General features: G+C 48.9%; 15 protein-coding genes. 14 read left to right on the top strand and 1 reads right to left on the bottom strand.

The window, feature by feature from the left end:
* From allB to ACTHPG_RS11505, 11 genes are all read left to right on the top strand, one after another.
* The gene (gene allB / locus ACTHPG_RS11555) at positions 1-1,404 is read left to right on the top strand and encodes an allantoinase AllB (protein WP_440389469.1); all 1,404 of its coding nucleotides are present in this window, start codon (positions 1-3) and stop codon (positions 1,402-1,404) included.
* Entirely contained in the window at positions 1,401-2,708 is a 1,308-nt protein-coding gene (locus ACTHPG_RS11550) for a Zn-dependent hydrolase (protein ID WP_440389468.1), read from the top strand. Before allB ends, ACTHPG_RS11550 begins: the two co-directional genes overlap by 4 nt.
* 6 nt (positions 2,709-2,714) lie before the next feature.
* Entirely contained in the window at positions 2,715-3,956 is a 1,242-nt protein-coding gene (locus ACTHPG_RS11545; RefSeq protein WP_440389467.1) for a pyridoxal-phosphate-dependent aminotransferase family protein, read from the top strand.
* Positions 3,950-5,545 (top strand): gamma-glutamyltransferase, encoded by a 1,596-nt coding sequence (gene ggt, locus ACTHPG_RS11540; protein WP_440389466.1) that lies wholly within the window; start codon positions 3,950-3,952, stop codon positions 5,543-5,545. The genes ACTHPG_RS11545 and ggt overlap by 7 nt, the downstream gene beginning before the upstream one ends.
* A 91-nt stretch (positions 5,546-5,636) precedes the next feature.
* Entirely contained in the window at positions 5,637-6,959 is a 1,323-nt protein-coding gene (locus ACTHPG_RS11535; RefSeq protein ID WP_062834805.1) for a 5'-deoxyadenosine deaminase, read from the top strand.
* Positions 6,960-7,001: 42 nt separating this feature from the next.
* Complete coding sequence (locus ACTHPG_RS11530) at positions 7,002-8,285, top strand: XdhC family protein (RefSeq protein WP_440389465.1); 1,284 nt, start codon at positions 7,002-7,004, stop codon at positions 8,283-8,285.
* Complete coding sequence (locus ACTHPG_RS11525) at positions 8,251-8,928, top strand: nucleotidyltransferase family protein (protein WP_440389464.1); 678 nt, start codon at positions 8,251-8,253, stop codon at positions 8,926-8,928. The genes ACTHPG_RS11530 and ACTHPG_RS11525 overlap by 35 nt, the downstream gene beginning before the upstream one ends.
* Before the next feature lie 259 nt (positions 8,929-9,187).
* A complete protein-coding gene (locus tag ACTHPG_RS11520; protein WP_440389463.1) occupies positions 9,188-10,105 on the top strand; it encodes an FAD binding domain-containing protein in 918 nt (305 codons plus the stop codon).
* Positions 10,106-10,137: 32 nt separating this feature from the next.
* Positions 10,138-12,576 (top strand): molybdopterin cofactor-binding domain-containing protein, encoded by a 2,439-nt coding sequence (locus ACTHPG_RS11515; protein WP_440389462.1) that lies wholly within the window; start codon positions 10,138-10,140, stop codon positions 12,574-12,576.
* A complete protein-coding gene (locus tag ACTHPG_RS11510) occupies positions 12,573-13,091 on the top strand; it encodes a (2Fe-2S)-binding protein (RefSeq protein ID WP_440389461.1) in 519 nt (172 codons plus the stop codon). The genes ACTHPG_RS11515 and ACTHPG_RS11510 overlap by 4 nt, the downstream gene beginning before the upstream one ends.
* Before the next feature lie 365 nt (positions 13,092-13,456).
* Positions 13,457-16,036 carry a glycosyl hydrolase gene (locus ACTHPG_RS11505; protein WP_440389460.1) on the top strand — a complete coding sequence of 860 codons (2,580 nt, stop codon included), beginning with the start codon at positions 13,457-13,459 and terminating at the stop codon, positions 16,034-16,036.
* A gap of 80 nt (positions 16,037-16,116) precedes the next feature.
* Here the strand turns inward: ACTHPG_RS11505 and ACTHPG_RS11500 are convergent, their stop codons facing one another.
* Positions 16,117-16,761 (bottom strand): YczE/YyaS/YitT family protein, encoded by a 645-nt coding sequence (locus ACTHPG_RS11500; protein WP_440389459.1) that lies wholly within the window; start codon positions 16,759-16,761, stop codon positions 16,117-16,119.
* Between the two features lie 129 nt (positions 16,762-16,890).
* Between ACTHPG_RS11500 and ACTHPG_RS11495 the strand changes: the two genes are divergently transcribed.
* The 3 genes from ACTHPG_RS11495 to ACTHPG_RS11485 all read left to right on the top strand — a co-directional run bounded on the left by ACTHPG_RS11495 (position 16,891) and on the right by ACTHPG_RS11485 (position 20,519).
* Positions 16,891-17,409: a GNAT family N-acetyltransferase gene (locus tag ACTHPG_RS11495; RefSeq protein ID WP_440389457.1), complete on the top strand. Its 519-nt coding sequence runs from the start codon at positions 16,891-16,893 to the stop codon at positions 17,407-17,409.
* A 698-nt stretch (positions 17,410-18,107) separates the two neighbouring features.
* The gene (glpX, locus tag ACTHPG_RS11490; protein WP_440389455.1) at positions 18,108-19,190 is read left to right on the top strand and encodes a class II fructose-bisphosphatase; all 1,083 of its coding nucleotides are present in this window, start codon (positions 18,108-18,110) and stop codon (positions 19,188-19,190) included.
* Positions 19,191-19,469: 279 nt separating this feature from the next.
* Entirely contained in the window at positions 19,470-20,519 is a 1,050-nt protein-coding gene (locus ACTHPG_RS11485) for a LacI family DNA-binding transcriptional regulator (RefSeq protein ID WP_440389454.1), read from the top strand.
* Positions 20,520-20,549 lie beyond the last annotated feature (30 nt).

Genomic DNA, 20,549 nt, shown 5'->3' with positions numbered 1-20,549 from the left:
ATGACAACATTTGATACCATAATCCGGGGGGCCCGGGTGGTGCTGAGAGATCGGGTAGAACAACTGGATATTGGCATTACGGGTGAGAAAATTACGGAACTGTCCACACGGCTGACCCCTGGTGAAGCGACTTGCATCATAGAAGCTGAGGGGCTTACAGTGATGCCGGGTGTCGTGGACATTCATGTACACTTCAATGAACCCGGACTCGCCAGTTGGGAGGGATTCCGATCGGGTTCGGCAGCTCTTGCCGCAGGGGGAATCACGACCTATGTTGATATGCCGCTTAACGGCGTACCGCCAACCACAAGGCCGGAATCATGGGAGATGAAAAGGAAAGCAGCGGCAAACCAATCGTATGTGGATTATGCCTTCTGGGGAGGTTTGGTACCTGGCAACCGTGAGGAACTTGCTTCACTCTCACAGCTGGGTGCTGCCGGATTCAAGGCATTCATGTCGGAACCGGGTGGAGAAGGGGAAGACATCTTTGCCAGAGCTGATGACCATACGCTGCTGGACGGGATGAACGAAATTGCAACATTAAAGCGTGTGCTGGCACTTCATGCAGAGGACGAAGGCATCGTTGCCGAACTTGGTGCGAGAAGCATCGCTGAGGGAAAGACGGAACCGATGGATTACATCCGGTCTCGTCCTGCGGAAGCCGAGGTCATTGCTGTTGCCCGGGCGTTGAAATATGGCGAACAGACCGGGTGTGCGCTGCATTTTGTGCATATTAGCACCCGGGAAGCGCTGGATCTGATTGCAGAGGCCAAACGGCGGGGACAGGATGTCACTTCGGAGACATGCCCTCATTATCTGACACTGACCGATCAGGATGTCGTCCGATTGGGTGCTGTAGCGAAATGTGCTCCACCGCTTCGCAGCTCTTCCGAACAGGAGCAGTTATGGGATGCACTGACTTCAGGGTTGATTGATGTTATTGCCTCGGACCATTCTCCATGTCCGCCATCCATGAAACAATCGGATAACTTCTTCGAAATCTGGGGCGGCATATCCGGTGCACAAAGCACACTGCTGATCATGCTGGAGGACGCACATCTTCAGCGTAATATTGATCTCCCGTTGCTTGGAAGAGTGCTTTCCCTGCAACCTGCCAGAAGGCTTGGTCTGGAGAGCAAAGGAGAGATCGCGATCGGCAAGGATGCAGATCTGGTGCTGATCGACTGGGAGAAAAGTACAACCCTGAACACGGAGAATTTGCTCTATACGCATAAACAGAGCCCTTATGTGGGACGTACATTCAAGTGTCAGATAGCAGACGTATTTTGCCGTGGGCAGCGCGTATACGACTCGGAATCCGGGTTATCTCCTGTGCCTATCGGGCAACACATCGCGGCGTACTCTTCTAATCCCATCGAAGCGGGAACGGAGGAAACGCCATGACGGAGTCAGGAGTACAACGGTCATCCGGTACTAATAATGCATCGCTTTCTTTGCCAAATGTGGAACAGGTGGAGCTGCAAGCCATGCTTGACTGGCTGTCGACATTTGGTGCGGACGCACAGGGTGGCGTCACACGACTGTTGTATAGCTCGGCTTGGTGTGAAGCCCAAGGTGCTCTTGCTGCCAAAATGCAGGAAAAAGGACTATCTCCCGAGTTCGACCAGTCCGGGAATCTGTATGGCACACTCAAGGCCGAGGGTAAGGGATCAGCGACTGGTGTTGAAGAATTACCGATCGTGACTGGATCACATATGGATACCGTGGTGTACGGCGGCAAGTATGATGGTGCATACGGTGTGGTTGCGGGTGTCCTTGCTTTGGAGTATTTGCAGAAACATTTTGGAGCACCGAAGCGCACACTTCAAGTGGTCTCCCTATGTGAGGAGGAGGGAAGTCGATTCCCTTATGCATATTGGGGATCACGCAGTATTACAGGAACAACGTCTCTGGAAGATGTGGCGCATTTGAAGGATCAAGACGGCGTTACCTTTGCACAAGCGATCTACGATGCGGGTTTTGGGCCCGATAGTGCCTATAGACCTGCCGCGAAAAATTATGGTGCCTTTATTGAGCTTCATATTGAGCAAGGTCAGGTTCTGGAACGACTGGGACATTCGATTGGAGTCGTATCCGACATTGTAGGTCAGAAGCGGTTCAGTATTGCCGTAAGCGGTGAAGCGAATCACGCGGGAACGACACCGATGTCCTGGCGCAAGGATGCATTGGCTGGAGCAGCCGAGATGATTACTGCAGTAAGAGATATCGCTTTGGAAGCAGGAGAACCGCTGGTAGCCACGGTTGGGCGAATCACAGCCGATCCGGGTGTTGGGAATGTGGTTGCAGCGCGAGCGGTGTTTTCACTGGATATCCGCCATATCCGGCAGGAGAGTATTGATCGCTGCTGGCAGGATATGCTTCAGGCTTTTAGTCGGATCGCAGCCGAGCAGCAGCTCGGACTGGACTGGGAAGAACATCTGTCGGTGACGCCCATTCCGATGAGTGAAGAGATTATCTCAGACCTTCAGGATGCCTGTGAGCAGGAACAGCTGTCTTATTGGCTAATGCCAAGCGGCGCGGGACATGATTCGCAGATTTTTCAGCCGGCTTGTCCGACAGCCATGATTTTTGTGCCTAGTCAGGATGGTATCAGTCATAATCCGCTTGAATATACAGCTGAAGCAGACCTGATGCACGGTTTTCGGGTTCTGGTCCGGCTACTCTATAAATACGGTTACGGGAGTTGAATGTAGATGTCCAACTATAAAGAGTTATCTCCGTCCTTGCGGACCATTATGACCCCGGGACCGGTTGAAGTTGATCCACGTGTACTCAGAGCACTGTCCTTTCCGATTCTGGGGCAGTTTGACCCGGAGTTCACATCCTTGATGAACGAGACGATGGCGATGCTGCGTGAGTTATACATGACAGATAACGAGTGGTGTTATCCAGTCGATGGTACATCCCGTTCAGGGATTGAAGCTGTGTTGGTCAGTTTGATCCAGCCTGGTGACAAAGTTCTCGTTCCGATCTACGGACGATTCGGACATCTGCTGGTTGAAATCTCGGAACGCTGTGGTGCGGAGGTTGTTTTTTTCGAAACGGAATGGGGAACGGTATTTGATCCGGAAGAGGTGATCAAGGCGATTCATGCCCATAAACCGAGTCTGGTTGCGATGGTTCACGGTGAGACTTCCACCGGTCAGATGCAGCCCCTTGCCGAGATTGGCAAAGCCTGTCGCGACCTTGATATTTTACTCGTCGTGGATGCTGTGGCTACCATTGGCGGGACGCCGGTGGAGACGGATGCCTGGTGTCTGGATGCGGTGATGGGCGGGACGCAGAAATGCCTGTCCGTTCCTTCAGGGATGGCACCTCTCACGTACAACAGTCGTGTGGAACAGAAACTGATGAGCCGCAAAACCGTTGAACGCGGACTGCGAGATGCAACCAGTGCACGGGCAGAAGGCCGCACGATTGCCAGCAATTATTTTGACCTGAGCCAATTGCAGGATTACTGGAGTTCGGCCAGGCTGAACCACCATACAGAAGCCACCTCCATGCTCTACGGTCTTCACGAAGGATTACGTATTCTGCTGCAAGAAGGATTGGAGGCCAGATTCCAGAGACATCTTGTGAATGAACGTGCATTGGTCGCTGGAATTAAGGGAATGGGACTGCAACTGTATGGGGATATGTCCAGTAAACTTCCGGTAGTCACTTGTATCACGATTCCGGAGGGGATTGATGGTGAGTCGGTGCGCAGCATGTTACTGAACGACTTCAGCATTGAGATTGCGAGTTCGTTTGGACCACTGAAAGGACAAATCTGGCGGATCGGTACAATGGGATTCAGCTGCCAGCGCAAGAACGTACTTCATGTGCTCGGAGCGCTGGAAGCCGTACTAGTACGTCATCGACACGTATTGCCTGCCGGTGAAGCGGTGCAGGCTGCATTGGATGTGTATGCAGGGAAGGAGGGAGCCTTATGTTAAACCAGATGCCAATCTCCAGAGAAGTCATGGTTACCACTCCTCATTATCTGGCGAGTGCAGTGGGAAGCTCCATCCTCCAGCAGGGTGGGAATGCCTATGATGCTGCTGTTGCGGTCAGTGCAGCGTTGGGTGTGGTATATCCGCACATGACCGGACTTGGAGGGGATGCCTTCTTCCTGATTCATGACGGAGCCAGCGGTGAGATTACCGCCTACAACGGAAGTGGCCGTTCAGCCGCAGGCATTCATGCGGATACGTTCAAAGCGATGGGGATGAGTGCGATCCCTCAGCGCGGTGTGCTTAGTGCCATCACGGTTCCGGGAATGGTCGATGCATGGTGGGAGGTCTGGTCCCGGTACGGAAAGTTAACCTGGGGGCAACTGCTTGAACCTGCCGCGCAGTATGCGGAAAAAGGATGCCCTGTATCCCGGAATCTCCGCCTTTGGATGGAAAGGGATGAAGATTACATCATGGGGCATACACCGCTGCGAGCGGTATTTGCGCCTTTGGGTACACTTTTGCAGGAAGGCGAGCTATTGATCCAGCCTGATCTTGCTGCCTCCATTCGTCTGATTCAGACGGAAGGGCGAGATGCTTTTTATACAGGAGAACTCGCGGATCGTCTGACTTCAGCTATTCGTGAGGATGGGGGCATGCTTGCACCAGCGGACTTTGCAGGTCATCAGGGAGAATGGGTGAAGCCCGTCAGTACGGAGTATCGTGGGTATGAAGTTCATCAGATGCCGCCCAACTCGCAGGGTTTCTCCATGCTAATGATGTTAAATATGCTGGAGCATATTGACCTGTCCTCGGTTGCACGTACCTCACCGGAATTCTATCATCTGATGGCGGAAGTGGTGAAAAAGGCGTTTCGTGATCGTGACCAATATCTGACGGACCCGGATTTCAGGCACATTCCGCTGGAACATCTGTTATCCAAGGATTATGGAGACCAATTGTGGAATGAGATTCAGTCTGCTCCACCTGTGGCACAGCCGTTTTTGTCCAAAACAATAGGTCAGGACACGGCGTATGCAGCTGTTGTTGATAACGAAGGCAATGCCATTTCCTTCATTCAAAGCTTATATTTTGACTTTGGTGCAGCCTATGTCCCAGGGGATACGGGGGTGATCATGCAGAATCGGGGGTCGTTTTTCTCCTTAGATCCGAGGGATGCCAACGTTTTGGAACCCAACAAACGCTCATTCCACACCCTCATGCCGGGCCTTGTTACACGAGATGGCAAACCCTATATGCTCGTGGGTACACAGGGGGGAGAAGGTCAGCCGCAGACCCAATTATCGGTGCTTACCGGCGTACTTGATTACGGGTTCAACATTCAGGAAGCGATCAGCCTGCCGCGTTGGGTGTATGGACGTACATGGGGCGAAGAAGGCGATACGATGCGTGTGGAGAACCGATATCACGATGACGTATGTGCAACCCTGGCCAAGTGGGGACATAACGTTGAAGGGAGAGCACCGTGGGACGGTATTATGGGACAGTCGCAAGGCATTGTCATCCGTGAGGATGGCATGATCAGCGGCGCGGCAGATCCCAGAGGCGATGGTATGGCTATTGGGTGGTAACAGTTACAGGAAAACTTATAAATTCAACTGGATAATTACACGATAACAGCGAGTTGAACGATATAGACAGACACAGATAGGGGAGATTGGCATGGGAACGATCCTGCTGAAAGGCGCACAGCTTGTGACGATGAATGCAGAAGAGGAAGTGTTCATTGGAGATCTGTTAATCGAGGATAACAAAATTAAGGAGATTGCAGCTCACATTGACGTTCAGGCTGACCAGGTCATTGATGCGCGCGGCAAAGTGCTGTTGCCAGGCTTTATCCAAACGCATATTCATCTGTGTCAGACCTTATTCCGTGGACGTGCGGACGATCTGGAACTGATGGATTGGCTTCGTCAACGGATCTGGCCGCTGGAAGCAGCGCATGATGAGGAGTCTGTGTACTATTCAGCAATGCTTGGACTCGGCGAATTAATCTCTAGCGGTACTACGACCATTCTGGATATGGAGACGGTACATCACACAGACTCGGCATTTCAGGCGATGGCACAGAGCGGCATCCGAGTCATCTCCGGCAAGGTGATGATGGATCATGGAGACGAGGTTCCGGAACCTTTGCGTGAGAATACAGCAACTTCGCTGCAACAGAGTGTGGATCTGCTGGAGAAATGGAACGGGTTCGGTGGAGGTCGCATTCAATATGCGTTCTGTCCACGTTTTGTTGTATCGTGTACCGAAGAATTGCTGGTAGAGGTCCGCGACCTGTCGAATAAATATCATGTCAAAGTTCATACCCATGCCTCCGAGAATCGCGGAGAGATTGAACTGGTAGAACATGAACGTGGAATGCGTAACATCGTATACCTTGATCATATTGGTCTGGCGACCCCAAGATTGGTGCTGGCCCACTGTGTATGGCTGAGTGAGGAAGAGAAAGAGATCATCCGCAAGCGCGGAGTCAAAGTCACTCACTGTCCTGGATCGAATATGAAGCTTTCCTCTGGAGTAGCGGATATTCCGGATCTGCTGAATCGTCAGATCGCAGTTGGGATCGGGGCCGATGGTGCAGCGTGCAACAACAATCTGGATATGTTTCAGGAGATGCGCCTCACAGCGCTGATGCAGAAGATTCCTCATGGCCCTACAGTGATGGATGCCCGGACCGTATTACGCATGGCTACCATGGGTGGTGCAGAGGTGCTTGGCTTGTCGAAGGAAATCGGCAGTCTCGAAGTGGGCAAAAAGGCAGATATGCTGCTGCTGGATCTGGATGATTTCCACACCTACCCTTCCTATGAGACAGATGTCTATTCTCGCGTAGTCTATTCTGCAACACGTAGCTGTGTGGACACTGTTATTATCGATGGCAGCATTGTACTCAAGAATCGCAAGATTCAGACGATAGATCGTGGCATTGTGCTGCGTGAGTCAGATAAAAGCATTGCGAGATTGATGAAGCGCATCTGATTGAAGGGAACTTATGCGATTCCGGAAAGGATGGAGACGACTATGGAAATGCATGATCTGTGTGCAATCGCAGCCCGTGAAACGCGCTGTGTACTCGCAACAGCAATCAAGGTAGAGGGTCATGCTTACCGTAAGCAGGGAGTCTCTATGCTGTTGACGGAGGATGGCAAAATGGTTGGCAGTATCAGTCCGGGATGCCTGGAGAGTGATCTTCAGGCCCGGGTGAGCCATGTGCTGGATACAAACCAGATGGAATTCGCGGAGTACGACATGCGTCCCGAGGATGATCTGTCCTGGGGTGAATCGATTGGTTGCGGGGGGCTCGTTGTTGTATTGCTTGAACCTGTGTATGGTGAACTTCGATCTGCTATGCAGAAGATGCATGAGTGTATGCAATCCGGGGCTCCAACAGTGTTAACCCGAACATTTCAGGAAGAGTATACGAAAGTTCGATATGATTGGAAACGGATTGAACCTACGGAAAAGGGGCACCAGCCAGTCTTACGTCCTGCGCTCGTCCCTCCTCATGATCTTCTGGCAAATGATAATCTAACTTCATTGCAGACTGATGTACAACACAGCAGTGGGAATATCAGATATGAACATATGACATCAACACAACCATCTCTCGATTCCAAACTGCCTCGCCTTACGCTTGTGCCTGAGATGGTACCTGCTACATCACACGGATCTCACTCTTCCCCTCCGTCCGGTGATTCACAACATATCTCTGAGGCTGATATACTGACTAACGATGCGATTTCAACGAATCCTTGGGATCTCCCGCAGCAACTCACTTCGCAGTACACGCCCAAATCTCGCCTGATTATCATCGGAGCCGGAAATGATGTTATTCCTGTTGCCAGACTTGCCCAATCCGCAGGATTCCGTGTTGTGGTAGCCGATTGGCGAGAGACCTTATGCACCTTGGAACGGTTCCCTGGAACTGAGCTCGTATTGGGTTTCCCATGTGAGATCATGCCTCTGTTAAATGTAAACAACGGGGATTATTTGATTATGATGAGTCACAATTTTCCCCGCGAACGTGAACTGTTGGAGATGTTAGTGGACTGTGAGTACGCGTATCTTGGCATCATGGGTTCCAGGACACGAACAGCTCGTCTGCTGGATGGCTTACCATCGTTGAAATATGTGCATTCTCCCGTTGGTTTGAGCATCGGAGCAGACGGTCCCGAACAGATCGCCATCAGCATTGCAGCGCAATTGATTGCATGTAAACATAAGGTTTCTGCCTTGAGTACTGGGGTGGTGGAGAAGGGAGGCGTTGCACATGCGAATGACGGGCATCGTTCTGGCGGCAGGTAGGAGTTCACGCCTTGGTCGGGATAAACTCTCGGTTGTCATGCCAGACGGGAGGTCACTGGCTACATGGTCACTGGAAGCTGCGCTGGATTCGGATCTGGATCAGGTGATCTGTGTAGTCAAACCGGAAGATTCATTGGCTTGGTTGCCTGTAAAATGGATTGATTCTGCCACGTATGTGTATCATCCCACAGCGCGACTTCGAATTGTAGCCTGTGCTGACTATGCTTGCGGTATGGCCAACTCTCTTCATTCTGGCGTATTGTCGGCCATGGAATACAAACCGGAGGGCATTCTCATGTTGCTGGGTGATCAGCCTTTACTAAAAGCGCAGGATATTAATCGGGTGACTGCAGCACTGGCTACCCACAAGCTGTGTGACTATGTCGCAGCTACCGATGGTGAGGGCGGCAAGCCGCCCGTTGCTTTTCGCTCCCATATGTTCGGACCTCTGTTGTCTCTGCATGGAGATGAGGGGGCGCGCAAGATTATGCGCAGCACTAACTATTCAGGTGTACACGTACCCCTGCCTGAGACTCGTTTCTGGGATGCGGATACGGAACCGGAATTAAAACGTATTTTGAGTCATGTAACTGAATCGGGCAGGCAGACTATATATCAGGAGAAAATAAATAACCATGTATAAAATAATAACATGATGAGGTCAGCCAGGCAGTCTGGGTGGCCTTTTTGCCTTCTTTTCACAGGTGGTGGAAGAGACTTTATGTTAGATTTTGAAAGATCATAATGCATCAAGCACAAATGGAACGCAGGTTTTATACATTTATCCAAAACGATGTGAAGGTAATTGACGTTGCTGCTCAACTCTCATATGATTTGAAGAATTATCTGGTTCAGACGGTTGAATTTCCTACCCAAGGAAGAGAGAGAAAGGGGATGCAGCGATGGTAACACCGGCGTACGGTTCTGGAGCATTGCCATCCGTATGGCAGCCTGAGAGCCTAGAAGAACTGCAAACGTTAAGAAGTAGACTGAAGGGAATATGTTGTTTCACGGCAGGCGGAACATTGCTGCGAACCCAGTGGGAGGGCGGCTTGGTTCCAGCACCTGAACACATGATCAGCCTGGCTCGTATTCCTGAAATGAGCGGTATATCGAATCGCGGAGATGAGATCGTCATTGGCGCAATGACCCGATTAAAGGAATGTGCTTCACTGGCGTTGCTGCATCAACTGCCGATCCTGCAAGAAGCGGTGAATGCAATTGCAGCTCCTTCCATTCGAAATGTGGCAACCATTGGCGGGAATATTGTATCCGGAGTAGGCGATACCCTGCCTGCTTTGCTTGTATATGATGCGGAGCTGCACTGGTTGACTGACAAAGGAATTGAGACTCGCAGTGTGTCTTCCTGGCTTCAGGGTGGAAGGGATGGCAGCCGTAATCCAGGGGATGTATTGATCTCGATTCATATTCCGATAAGATCGTCATCTATGTTCGATGTGGACGGTGAGCAGCAGAGACCTGCTACACGAGAAGTTTCCTTTTACCGCAAGCTGGGTCGACGGGAGACGTTCAGTGCATCGCTGGTGACGGTTGCGTTATACGGTGAGATGGATTCGGATCATCGCTGGATCAGGATTGCGATTGCCGCAGGCGGGGGCTCAGGCATGGCAATGAGACTGCTGGAGTCAGAACAACAGCTTCTGAATAGCGAAGCTTCTGTCATGCAAGCGGCGGCTCTTGCTGCTGCTGTGGCTGACGAGTTAATAACTTATGGGGATGCATTTGCAACGGAACATTATCGCAAGCAGACCGCAGGCAATATGCTTGGCGCGGGGCTATGGGAGGCACTTCACGAATAGATCAATGGGATCAAGTAAAGGGGAGAGGGATCATGCTGTTGAATCGGAAACAGAGTGGGAAACGCTGGCATTTGCGGCCAGATGGGGCACCCAAGGTAACAGGGCAGCTTCAATATCTGACGGATATGACGCTACCTGACATGATTCATGGAAGAGTATTGCGAAGTGAATATCCTCATGCTCGCATATTATCTATAGATACTTCGGAAGCCGAAACGTTGGAAGGTGTATATGCGGTTCTGACCTCCAAAGATGTACCTGGTCTGAATCGTTTTGGCATTGCGACCCCGGATCAGCCTGTATTCTGCGAGGATATTGTCCGTTATGTCGGGGATGCCATTGCAGCAGTTGCCGCGGAGTCCCCGGAACGTGCAGCACTTGCGCTGGATGCGATTCGCGTGGAGTATGAGGAACTCACGCCGCTGAATAGTACAGATGCTGCATTGGCTCCCGGCGCACCAGAGCTGCATGAGCATGGTCCAGGTAATGTGCTGCATCGGACGGAGATCAAACGTGGAGACGCCGAGCAAGCTTTTGCCACGTGTGATCATATCGTGACAGAGACGTATTATACGCCTCGACAGATGCATGCGTACATGGAGACTGAAGGTGGCTTGTTTGTTCCGGATGAAGAGGGAAGGCTGAATGTATACGCGGCAACGCAACATGGTTATAAGGACCGGATGCAGCTTGCGCGCATTATTGGCTGTCCCGAAGAAGATATTCGCGTGGTGTCTTCACCGATTGGGGGTTCATTTGGCGGAAAAGATGAACTCAACGTACAGCCTTATGGTGCTTTGCTGGCCTTGAGATGCGGACGTCCTGTGAAAATGCATAATTCACGTAAAGAATCCGTGCGTGCAGGGTTGAAACGGCATCCAATGAAGATTGAAATGCAAACGGGTATGACTCAAGAAGGTATCATACAAGCGCATCGTGTCCGCATTACAGCAGATACTGGCGCGTATGCGACATTGGGTGCACCGGTGCTGAACTTCTGTACCGAGCATTGCCTTGGACCCTACGCCATTCCGAATGTGGATGTGGAAGGTGTATCTGTATATACGAATAATGGATTGTCCGGTGAGTTTCGCGGATTTGGTGGGAACCAGGCGATTTTTGCCATGGAAGGCCAGCTGGATCGGCTTGCAGAAATCATGAACATGGACCCTTGGGAGTTCCGCAGACGTAATATGAGAGAAAAGAATGATCCCGGACCGCTGAATCAACGTATTCTGGTTACGGATGGACTGTCCCAAGTATGGGAGGCATTGGATCGCTCCGAACTGTGGCAGAAACATCAGCATTCCCCGGCAGATCCTTCTCTGCCGCCCTGGATCAAACGCGGTGTCGGAGCAGCGATTGCCATGCATGGTGCAGGGCTGGGTTATGGCATTCCAGACCCAGCGGGCGGCCGTCTGTCCCTGAATAATGAAGGCAAGATTGAAGTGGCATTCAGCTACGAGGAATTCGGTCAGGGGCTCGTTGCAACGCTGGAAATTATGCTGTGTGATCTTTTCCAGTGCAGTACAGCGGATCTCAGTATCATTATTGGAGATACGGATCGTGTGCCACACAGCGGGTCAAGCACAGCTTCACGTTCAACAACGATGGCCTGGATGGCCCTTCAACGGTTGCAGACTCCATTTCGTTCCCGTGTTCTCGCTGTTGCATCTGAGAAGTCGGGCATTCCGGCGAATGAACTGGTAACAGGACCTGAGGGGATATGGCGCAAAGTCCAGCTTCCTGCCGAAACTTCAGAAGCAGCAACAGATGTGCAAGTCACAGGAAAAAGCGAGAAGAGTGAAATTCCAGCGCTGAATGCAGTAGATCAACATGTTGAACATGAACGTGCATCTGATCCGATTGCGAAAGCAGGAATACGTTCAGGCTTCGTGATCTCGTATGCTGAACTCGCGACGCAGGGCGAAACCGATGACTGGATTTTCGATACGAAGTTTGATTACCCAACTACGCCGGACAATGTGGTAGGCGGGCATTATTTGTATACGTATGCGGCGGTTGCAGCAGAGGTGGAGGTCAATACTTTGACCGGAGAAACCAAGCTGCTCGATACACGCCATATTGTAGCGGCAGGTCCGGTTATCAACCCCATGGGCTATATCGGACAGATTGAAGGCGGCAGTGTCATGGCCCTTGGATTCACGTTGAGCGAGGATGCGATCATGCAGGACAGCCGCTATGTAACCACGAATCTCGACACGTATCTGATCCCAACCATTAAGGATATCCATGCTCATCTGGAGGTTGAAGCCATTGAAGACTTGCCCGAGGGTGATTCATTCGGTCCAAGGGGGATCGGCGAGATTGGCTCCGTAGCGCTTGCACCAGCCATTACAGCCGCAATACATCAGGCGACAGGTGTATGGGTTAACCGTCTTCCTGTACCGAGGGAACAACTGGTCAGACCTTTAAATGTACCTTTGCAGGAAGGAGTGAGTCCATCATGAGTAAGCCACTAGGGAGTCACTGGAAAGCCGTTGTGAATGGCGAAGAGAAACATCTGGAGATTGCGCAAACGACCCGACTTGTTGATGTGCTTCGGACTCATTTGCAACTGACGGGTACCAAAGTATCTTGCGAAGTTGGCCGCTGCGGCGCATGTATGGTTCTGATGGATGGAGAGCCCGTGAATTCATGTCTTGTCATGGCTTATCAATGTGATGGTAGTGAAATTACGACGATTGAAGGTCTGCACGGGGATGAGAAAGGGACTTTGCATCCGATTCAACAGGCTTTTGTGGAGGAAGGTGGTTTTCAGTGCGGCTACTGCACTCCGGGCATGGTGATCTCAACCAAAGCATTGCTGGATGCACATCCTGAGCCTACACAAGAACAGATAGAAACGGGATTATGCGGGAATCTATGTCGTTGTACCGGTTACGGTGGCATTATTCGTGCGGTACACAAGGCAGGAGAACGCTGTGCGATAAAGGAAACGTCTGCCGAGGAGACCGTTGGTTGAGTTGGAACGCACAACGTAGACATAAGCAGGGTGAAATTGACGGAACGTTCTCTGAAAAGGCATTCGACCCAGGAATGCTTTTTTGTTTTTTTATCAAGGTTTTTGCCAAACACATAATACATGATGAGGGTGAATTTTCGAACCAATTTCGTTTGATAATGAACCGTTTTCGGAAAATCATTTGAATATAGATGATTTTTCACAAAAGTGTATAAATTGATGGTATAAAAGAAGTTTCAATAAATACAATCACCATATATTTACAAATATTGATGCACATGCTATGTTAACTGTGAAAGCGCCATCATGAATGGGTTCATTGACATTTCATTATCATATTTCACTCGGGAAGGAAGATGGAATTGATGAAAAATTTGCTCAAAAAGGCAACCGCAATGATGCTGGCATTGGCCCTGCTGCTTGGACTAATGATAGCGCCCGTTCATGCAGACACCCCACTGTTCACCCTCGAAAGCGAAGATACGCAGCTCACCCCGGATCTTCAAGTGGTTACTTCAATCTATGGACAACCCAAGCCCGGATTTTCGGGGGCAGGATTTGTCTGGATGCAGAACTCTGGCTCATTAACTTTCACCGTTACTGTCCCGGAAACCGGCATGTACGCAATCTCCACACGATATATGCAGGAGCTTAGTGCGGATGGAAGGTCTCAAAATTTAATTGTTAACGGTGTTACGAAGGGGGCGTACATGCTGCCGTATACGACAACGTGGTCAGACTTCGATTTTGGCTTTCACAAGTTGAATCAGGGTAGTAATACCATTGAGCTGAAGGCAGGTTGGGGCTTCGCGTATTTTGATACTTTTACCGTGGATCATGCGGATCTGGATCCCCTGAATGTACAGCCAATTCTAAGTGATCCTGAGGCCACACCGGAAACACAAATTTTGATGAACTATTTAACGGAGGTATACGGTAACCATATTATTTCGGGTCAGCAAGAAATCTACGGAGGAGGGAATGACGGAGATTCGGAGCTTGAATTCGAATGGATTCATGATCTGACTGGAAAGTATCCGGCTATTCGCGGCTTTGATTTCATGAATTACAATCCGCTGTATGGTTGGGAGGACGGTACAACCGATCGCATGATTGATTGGGTGAATAACCGTGAAGGTATTGCAACAGCTTCCTGGCATATCAATGTACCTCGTAATTTCAATACGTATGAGCTCGGTGACTTTGTAGACTGGAAAGAAGCTACGTATAAGCCAACCGAAACGAATTTTAATACAGCAAATGCGGTAATTCCCGGTACGAAAGAGTATCAATACGTGATGTTGACCATTGAGGATCTGGCAGAACAACTGCTAATTTTGCAGGACAACAACGTGCCGGTTCTGTTCCGTCCGTATCATGAAGCGGAAGGCAACGGCGGACTGAATGGGGAAGGAGCTTGGTTCTGGTGGGCTTCAGCAGGCGCAGACGTATACAAACAGCTATGGGATATGCTATATACGGAACTTACGGAGACGTATGGCTTGCACAATCTGATCTGGACCTACAACAGCTATGTATATAGTACTTCTCCAGCATGGTATCCGGGCGATGATCAGGTGGATCTCGTCGGATACGATAAATACAATACAATCTACAACCGTTATGACGGCTTGTCCGGCGTACCCAATGAGGATGCAATCACTTCGATTTTCTATAAGCTTGTTGAGTTGACGGATGGTACGAAAATGGTAGCGATGACGGAGAACGATACGATTCCCAGCGTGAAAAATCTGACAGAAGAGAAATCAGGATGGCTGTACTTCTGTCCTTGGTACGGCGAGCATCTGATGAGTTCTGCATTTAATTACCCGGCAACGTTGAAAACGCTCTACCAAAGTGATTATGTCATTACTTTGGATGAGTTGCCGAATCTAAAGGTTAACAATCCCAATCCCAGCGCATCCATTACTCCTGCAAACGTCGAATTTGACAAATACACACCCAATCAAAGTGACAAGGCCGTAACTGTGAATGCAAATGGTCATACGCTGACTGCTCTTCGGGCAGGCAATAATGTGTTGACCACAACAACGGACTACACCTTGAGCGGAAGCACACTGCTGCTGAAAAAAGCTTATCTGGCGACCCTGCCAGTTGGCGAACATTCGATTGTTCTGGATTTCAATCAAGGGCAGGACCCTGTGTTAAAAGTCAAAATTGTGGATTCAACACCGAGTACGAATGCTGCGATTTCTCCCGTGAATGCAACATTCGATAAAGCGACGAATTCCGCGCAAGATATTAATGTATCTCTGACCTTAAATGGCCGTCAGCTCACAAGTATCACGAAGGGGAATTTCACTCTTGTAGCAGGTCAGAATTATACAGCATCCAGCTCTGCTGTTGTTCTGAACAAAACCTATCTTGCTACTCTGCCCTTAGGCCAGAACATGTTGACCTTTCACTTTAATGGCGGTAATAACGCTGTGCTTACAGTGAATGTAATAGACAGCACGGTTACTGTGCCGGCCGGAGATTTGACGATTCAAGCATTTAACGGCAATACAAGTGCATCCACTAACGGAATTTCACCCAAATTCAAATTGGTCAACTCTGGTAATTCGGCCATCCCGTTGAGTGATGTGAAACTCCGGTATTACTATACGATTGACGGGGAAGAACCTCAGACCTTCTGGTCGGACTGGGCCAGTATGGGCAGTGCAAATGTAACCAGCCAATTCGTTAAACTGGCGACTCCAGTTGCCGGGGCGGATCATTATCTTGAAGTAGGCTTCACAAGTGCGGCGGGATCACTGAATGCGGGCCAGAGCGCAGAGGTTCAAGCACGCTTTTCCAAAAACAATTGGTCGAACTACACTCAGACTGATGATTACTCTTTCAAGGCATCTGGTAGTCAGTTCGCAAACCATGATAAGGTCACCGGGTATGTGAACGGTCAGCTTGTGTGGGGAATTGAGCCGTAAGGTAGAGAGAACGGTTAAGGGGCTGGATCAGGGGTTAGACCTCTGATCCAGCCCTTTATTGTGAAGTGTGTCTATACCCGTTAGACGGAATGTTCTTTTTCCCGTTCAGCATGTGACGATGTATCCTTGTGTGTTACTATGCGATCTATTATCTTTTTCGTATGTGCCATGATGAACTGAAGAAGTAAACCTGCAAAGCAGACGGTTAACAACGTTCCAAGCCCGATCGGCCCACTGAGGAGGAATGCCAAAATCAGAAATACAAAGTAAATGAATGTTCTCGATACAAATAAGGGAGTTCTAGTGATCTCATGCAGAATTAACGTTAAGCGGTCAACGGGAATGGGTGCGAAATTAGTCTGTAAATAGATGGCCGTGCCGATACTTATGATCACTAAGCCAATGACAAAAGTCATGAGTTTGCTGTACCAAACCTCGGGCGTGATTAAAGATTTAGATACATAAAGCCATAGATCAATCCCCACACCAGTAATGAATGCGGTGACGAGCCCCATAAACTCGGGTTTTTGCTGCTTCAGGAGCGAATTACATCCTATCAATAGGAAAGCAATGATGACCTCCCAGCTTCCTACACTTAGCCCTACATGTTGGGAAAGCCCTACCAAAAGTGCATCAAACGGCGAGGTGCCCAGATCGGATTGGATGGTAATAGAAATGCCAAGTGTTAAGATGAGAATACCTGCGACAAAAAGCACATATTTCAATTCATTCAACCTCTTTTTTGATATTATGTTGCAAATACAACAAAAATAAGATAAATTCAATGTAATCCTTTTTTATTGCATTTGCAACAAATGATTCATGATTAACTTGTTAAAGGAATGTGAATATAGATGACGATTCGTATAGAGAGATGCACCAGTGAACATATAAGTGCACTGCAGGAGATCAGTTATGAGACATTTAATGAAACGTTTAAAGCGCAAAATTCACCCGAAAATATGAAAGCTTATCTGGAAAAGGCGTTTAATCGGAAACAATTAGAAACGGAACTTTCCATGGCGGATTCACAATTTCTTTTTATTTATGTCATCCATGAACTTGCAGGGTACATGAAAGTAAATATCAATGATGCGCAATCTGAGAAGATGGGCGTCGAATCCCTTGAGATTGAGCGGGTATACATCAAGAAAGAGTTCCAAAAACATGGCCTTGGTAAAGTATTGCTCCATAAAGCGATAGAAATGGCAACAGAAAATCATAAAAGGAAGATCTGGTTAGGGGTGTGGGAGAAAAACGAAAATGCCATCGCCTTTTATGAAAAGATGGGGTTTGTACAGACTGGAGCTCATGCTTTTTACATGGGAGATGAGCAGCAGATTGATTTTATAATGTCCAAAACGATACTTTAACTGTTTAACTGGTCCAATGGGGGGGAAGCTTGGGAGAAAAAATGCTGTTAAGCAGAATTCTTTCGGGCTTTTTTATGTTTTGACAGAACCGTTGAATACTAAAATAAAAAAATGGATGAGAAATTCTACATAACAAATATTATGTAAACTTATTATTTTCGATGACCTTCATAAACTGTATCTATGGCTTTAGTAAAAGTTAAAGATCTGATTAATACTTGTTTGGCAGTGGAATTTAGCTTAATAATTGTGAAGGCAGCCGGCTAACCTCAAGGACTATTATTACAGTTTATTAGTTTATTTTTACATTTGGACAGTCAGTCGAAAATCGTTTTCGTTCGTTGTTTGTTAGAGAGCGTTATGTTCTTGAAAATTACGTTATGAGTTGTATATTCCTCATGTTAAAAGAACTTTTTGCGCATAAACGAACATGTTAATTAACCAGGTTGAACTTTCTGTATTTTTAAGCTGAAAATGGAAAATGAATTAATATTTCAAGAGAAAACTCCAATCGAATGGGCTCTTGAAACAAACCCAAAAAGAAGTGAAATCAATCAAAATATTAATTGGATAAATAAGGTATAAATTGTTCAAAAGGCGCTACTACGCCTTTTATAGATCGATTTCATATGGATTTGCGATGGATTTAGTACCGCTTTCACGATATGCTTTTGGAAATTGGAAAGGAAGTGGGAAAAATGGAACGCGAACTGGCGTTGGAAATTGTCAGAGTAACAGAATTGGCTGCGTTAGCTTCAGCACCCTGGATGGGACGAGGCGACAAGAACAGTGCAGATGAAGCAGCTACTTTGGCCATGCGCGCCATGTTCGATTCCGTGTCCATTCGCGGCACGGTGGTAATCGGTGAAGGAGAAATGGATGAAGCACCCATGTTGTACATCGGCGAGGAAGTGGGCAACGCTGAGGGGCCTGAGGTTGACGTGGCTGTAGACCCGCTCGAAGGTACAGAGATCGTGGCCAAAGGACTAAACAACGCTCTATCGGTTATTGCAGTGGCGGGAAAAGGTAACCTGCTTCACGCACCGGACATGTATATGGAGAAACTGGCGGTAGGACCTGCGCTTGTAGGCAAGGTCAGCATTGAAGATCCGGTTGAAGTCACACTGGAGAAAGCCGCTGTCGCATTAAACAAAAACATCTCGGATCTAACAGTAATGATTCTGGATCGTGTGCGACATGAGAGCACAATTAAGACCCTGCGCAAGGTCGGCGTGCGGATCAAGTTCCTCAGTGACGGTGATGTGGCGGGTGCAATGGCACCGGCCTTCCCGGAGGCAGGCATTGACCTGTATGTTGGATCTGGAGGAGCGCCTGAAGGTGTGCTGGCTGCCGCGGCGCTCTCCTGCCTCGGGGGCGAGATTCAAGGTCGCCTGATGCCAGCTAACGCGGACGAATTCCAGCGCTGTCTGCAGATGGGGATTGATAATCCATACAAAGTGTTAACGATGCAGGATATGATCGGCACGGAGGACGTCATTTTTGCCGCAACAGGTGTGACGCCAGGCGAGATCTTGGGAGGAGTACGATATCTTGCGGATGATCGGGCCGAGACGGATTCGATTGTCATGCGTGCCAAAACCAAAACCATCCGATTCATTCGTTCCCAACACTTCCTGCCTAACAAAGAAGTACTGCACAAAGTAAGACAGCTCCAATCCACGCCAGAACCATCGGACCGCATTCCGAATCATGTAAAAACGATGGAACAGGCTGAGTTTAGTCAATCTTCCGTTGATCTTGGCGTTACAACGACGTTGTGAGTTGCACTCTCCATGAATTGAACAAATAGCAGCAACCGTTATCGTTGTAGTGTGTTGGCTAAGTAACTTGAACCCCTAAGGTTACAGGGCATGGAGATAATAAAAGTACCAACTCTGGCAAGATAATAATGAGGGCTTGGATTAACCCAAACCCTCATTATTTATTTATGTTAAAAGCATTGACAACGTTTACATGACGTGAGAAAATGTACGCGCGTACATAAATATCGATTTTTAATTATTCCATGATTAACGGTGAGCTGGAAAGGGGTGAAATTCATGGCATCTCGTAAAGAAGTGGCTGATCTTGCGGGTGTTTCCGAGGCGACGGTATCCCGGGTGCATAATGGGGTAGGTCCTATTAAAGAAGAGACACGCCGCAAGGTTCTTGAAGCTTCCGAACAGCTAGGCTATGTGCCCAGTGCTCTTGCTCGCAGTTTTGCCAGAAGTAAAAGCGGGAACCTTGGCGTAGTATTGCCTTATGTTCCGAAGGCGCATCTGTTCTCGGCTTATTTTTTCTCGGAAATGCTGAGTGGAATTGGAAGCAAAGCCAGAGACAATGGCATGGACCTGCTGGTTATGTTCCGGACACCCGGTGAAGTGATGAACTATACGGATCTGTTTCGGCGTCAGAAAGTGGACGCTTGCATTATCCTTGGTGCCAGAGATGAACATGAAGAACTCGCAGCCATGCAGCAGCTTCAACAGGAAGGACACCCGTTCTGTGTCATGAATCAGCATTTTGCGGGCCAATCGTTCACGGAAGTGGATGCGGATCATGTGGAAGGCAGCAGGCTTGCCATACGCCATCTTACGGATCAAGGGTATCGCCAAATCGCTTTTCTCAATGGTCCAGACAGCTATTCCAACAGCCAGGAGCGAATGGATGGTGTCCGACTTGGCCTGAAGGAAGCAGGTATGGAGCTGGACCCGAGTCTGTTGCTTGAGGGGAATTATAGTAGAAGAAGCGGCATTGAGGCGGCAGCGATTGTAGCAGATCGGCTGCATGAGATTGATGCTGTATTTGCTGCCAATGACCGGATGGCCATTGGTGTCATGCATGGTTTACGTGAGCGGGGAATAGGGCCTGCGGATTTTCCGGCATTCGTGGGTTATGACGACTCCGATGCCGCCGAGATGGCGGTTCCACCGCTGAGCAGCGTCAGGGTTCCATTTTTTGAGATGGGTGAACTAGCAGCATCGAAGCTTATGCATGGGTCTGTAGGTAACGCGCATAAAGCAAATAACGCTGTTGTGACGGTAACCGAATCAGCGAGAGCGTTGTTGCCTACCGAATTGATCATCCGTGCTTCTTCTATCCGTCAATAATGTAGTGGTACACATATTGAAAGACTTTTT

This window comes from Paenibacillus sp. SAF-068 (genome assembly GCF_051967555.1).
GTDB lineage: Bacteria > Bacillota > Bacilli > Paenibacillales > Paenibacillaceae > Paenibacillus.
The sequence above is the reverse complement of the archived record's forward strand: the minus strand, read 5'-3'. Positions and strand labels throughout refer to the sequence as shown.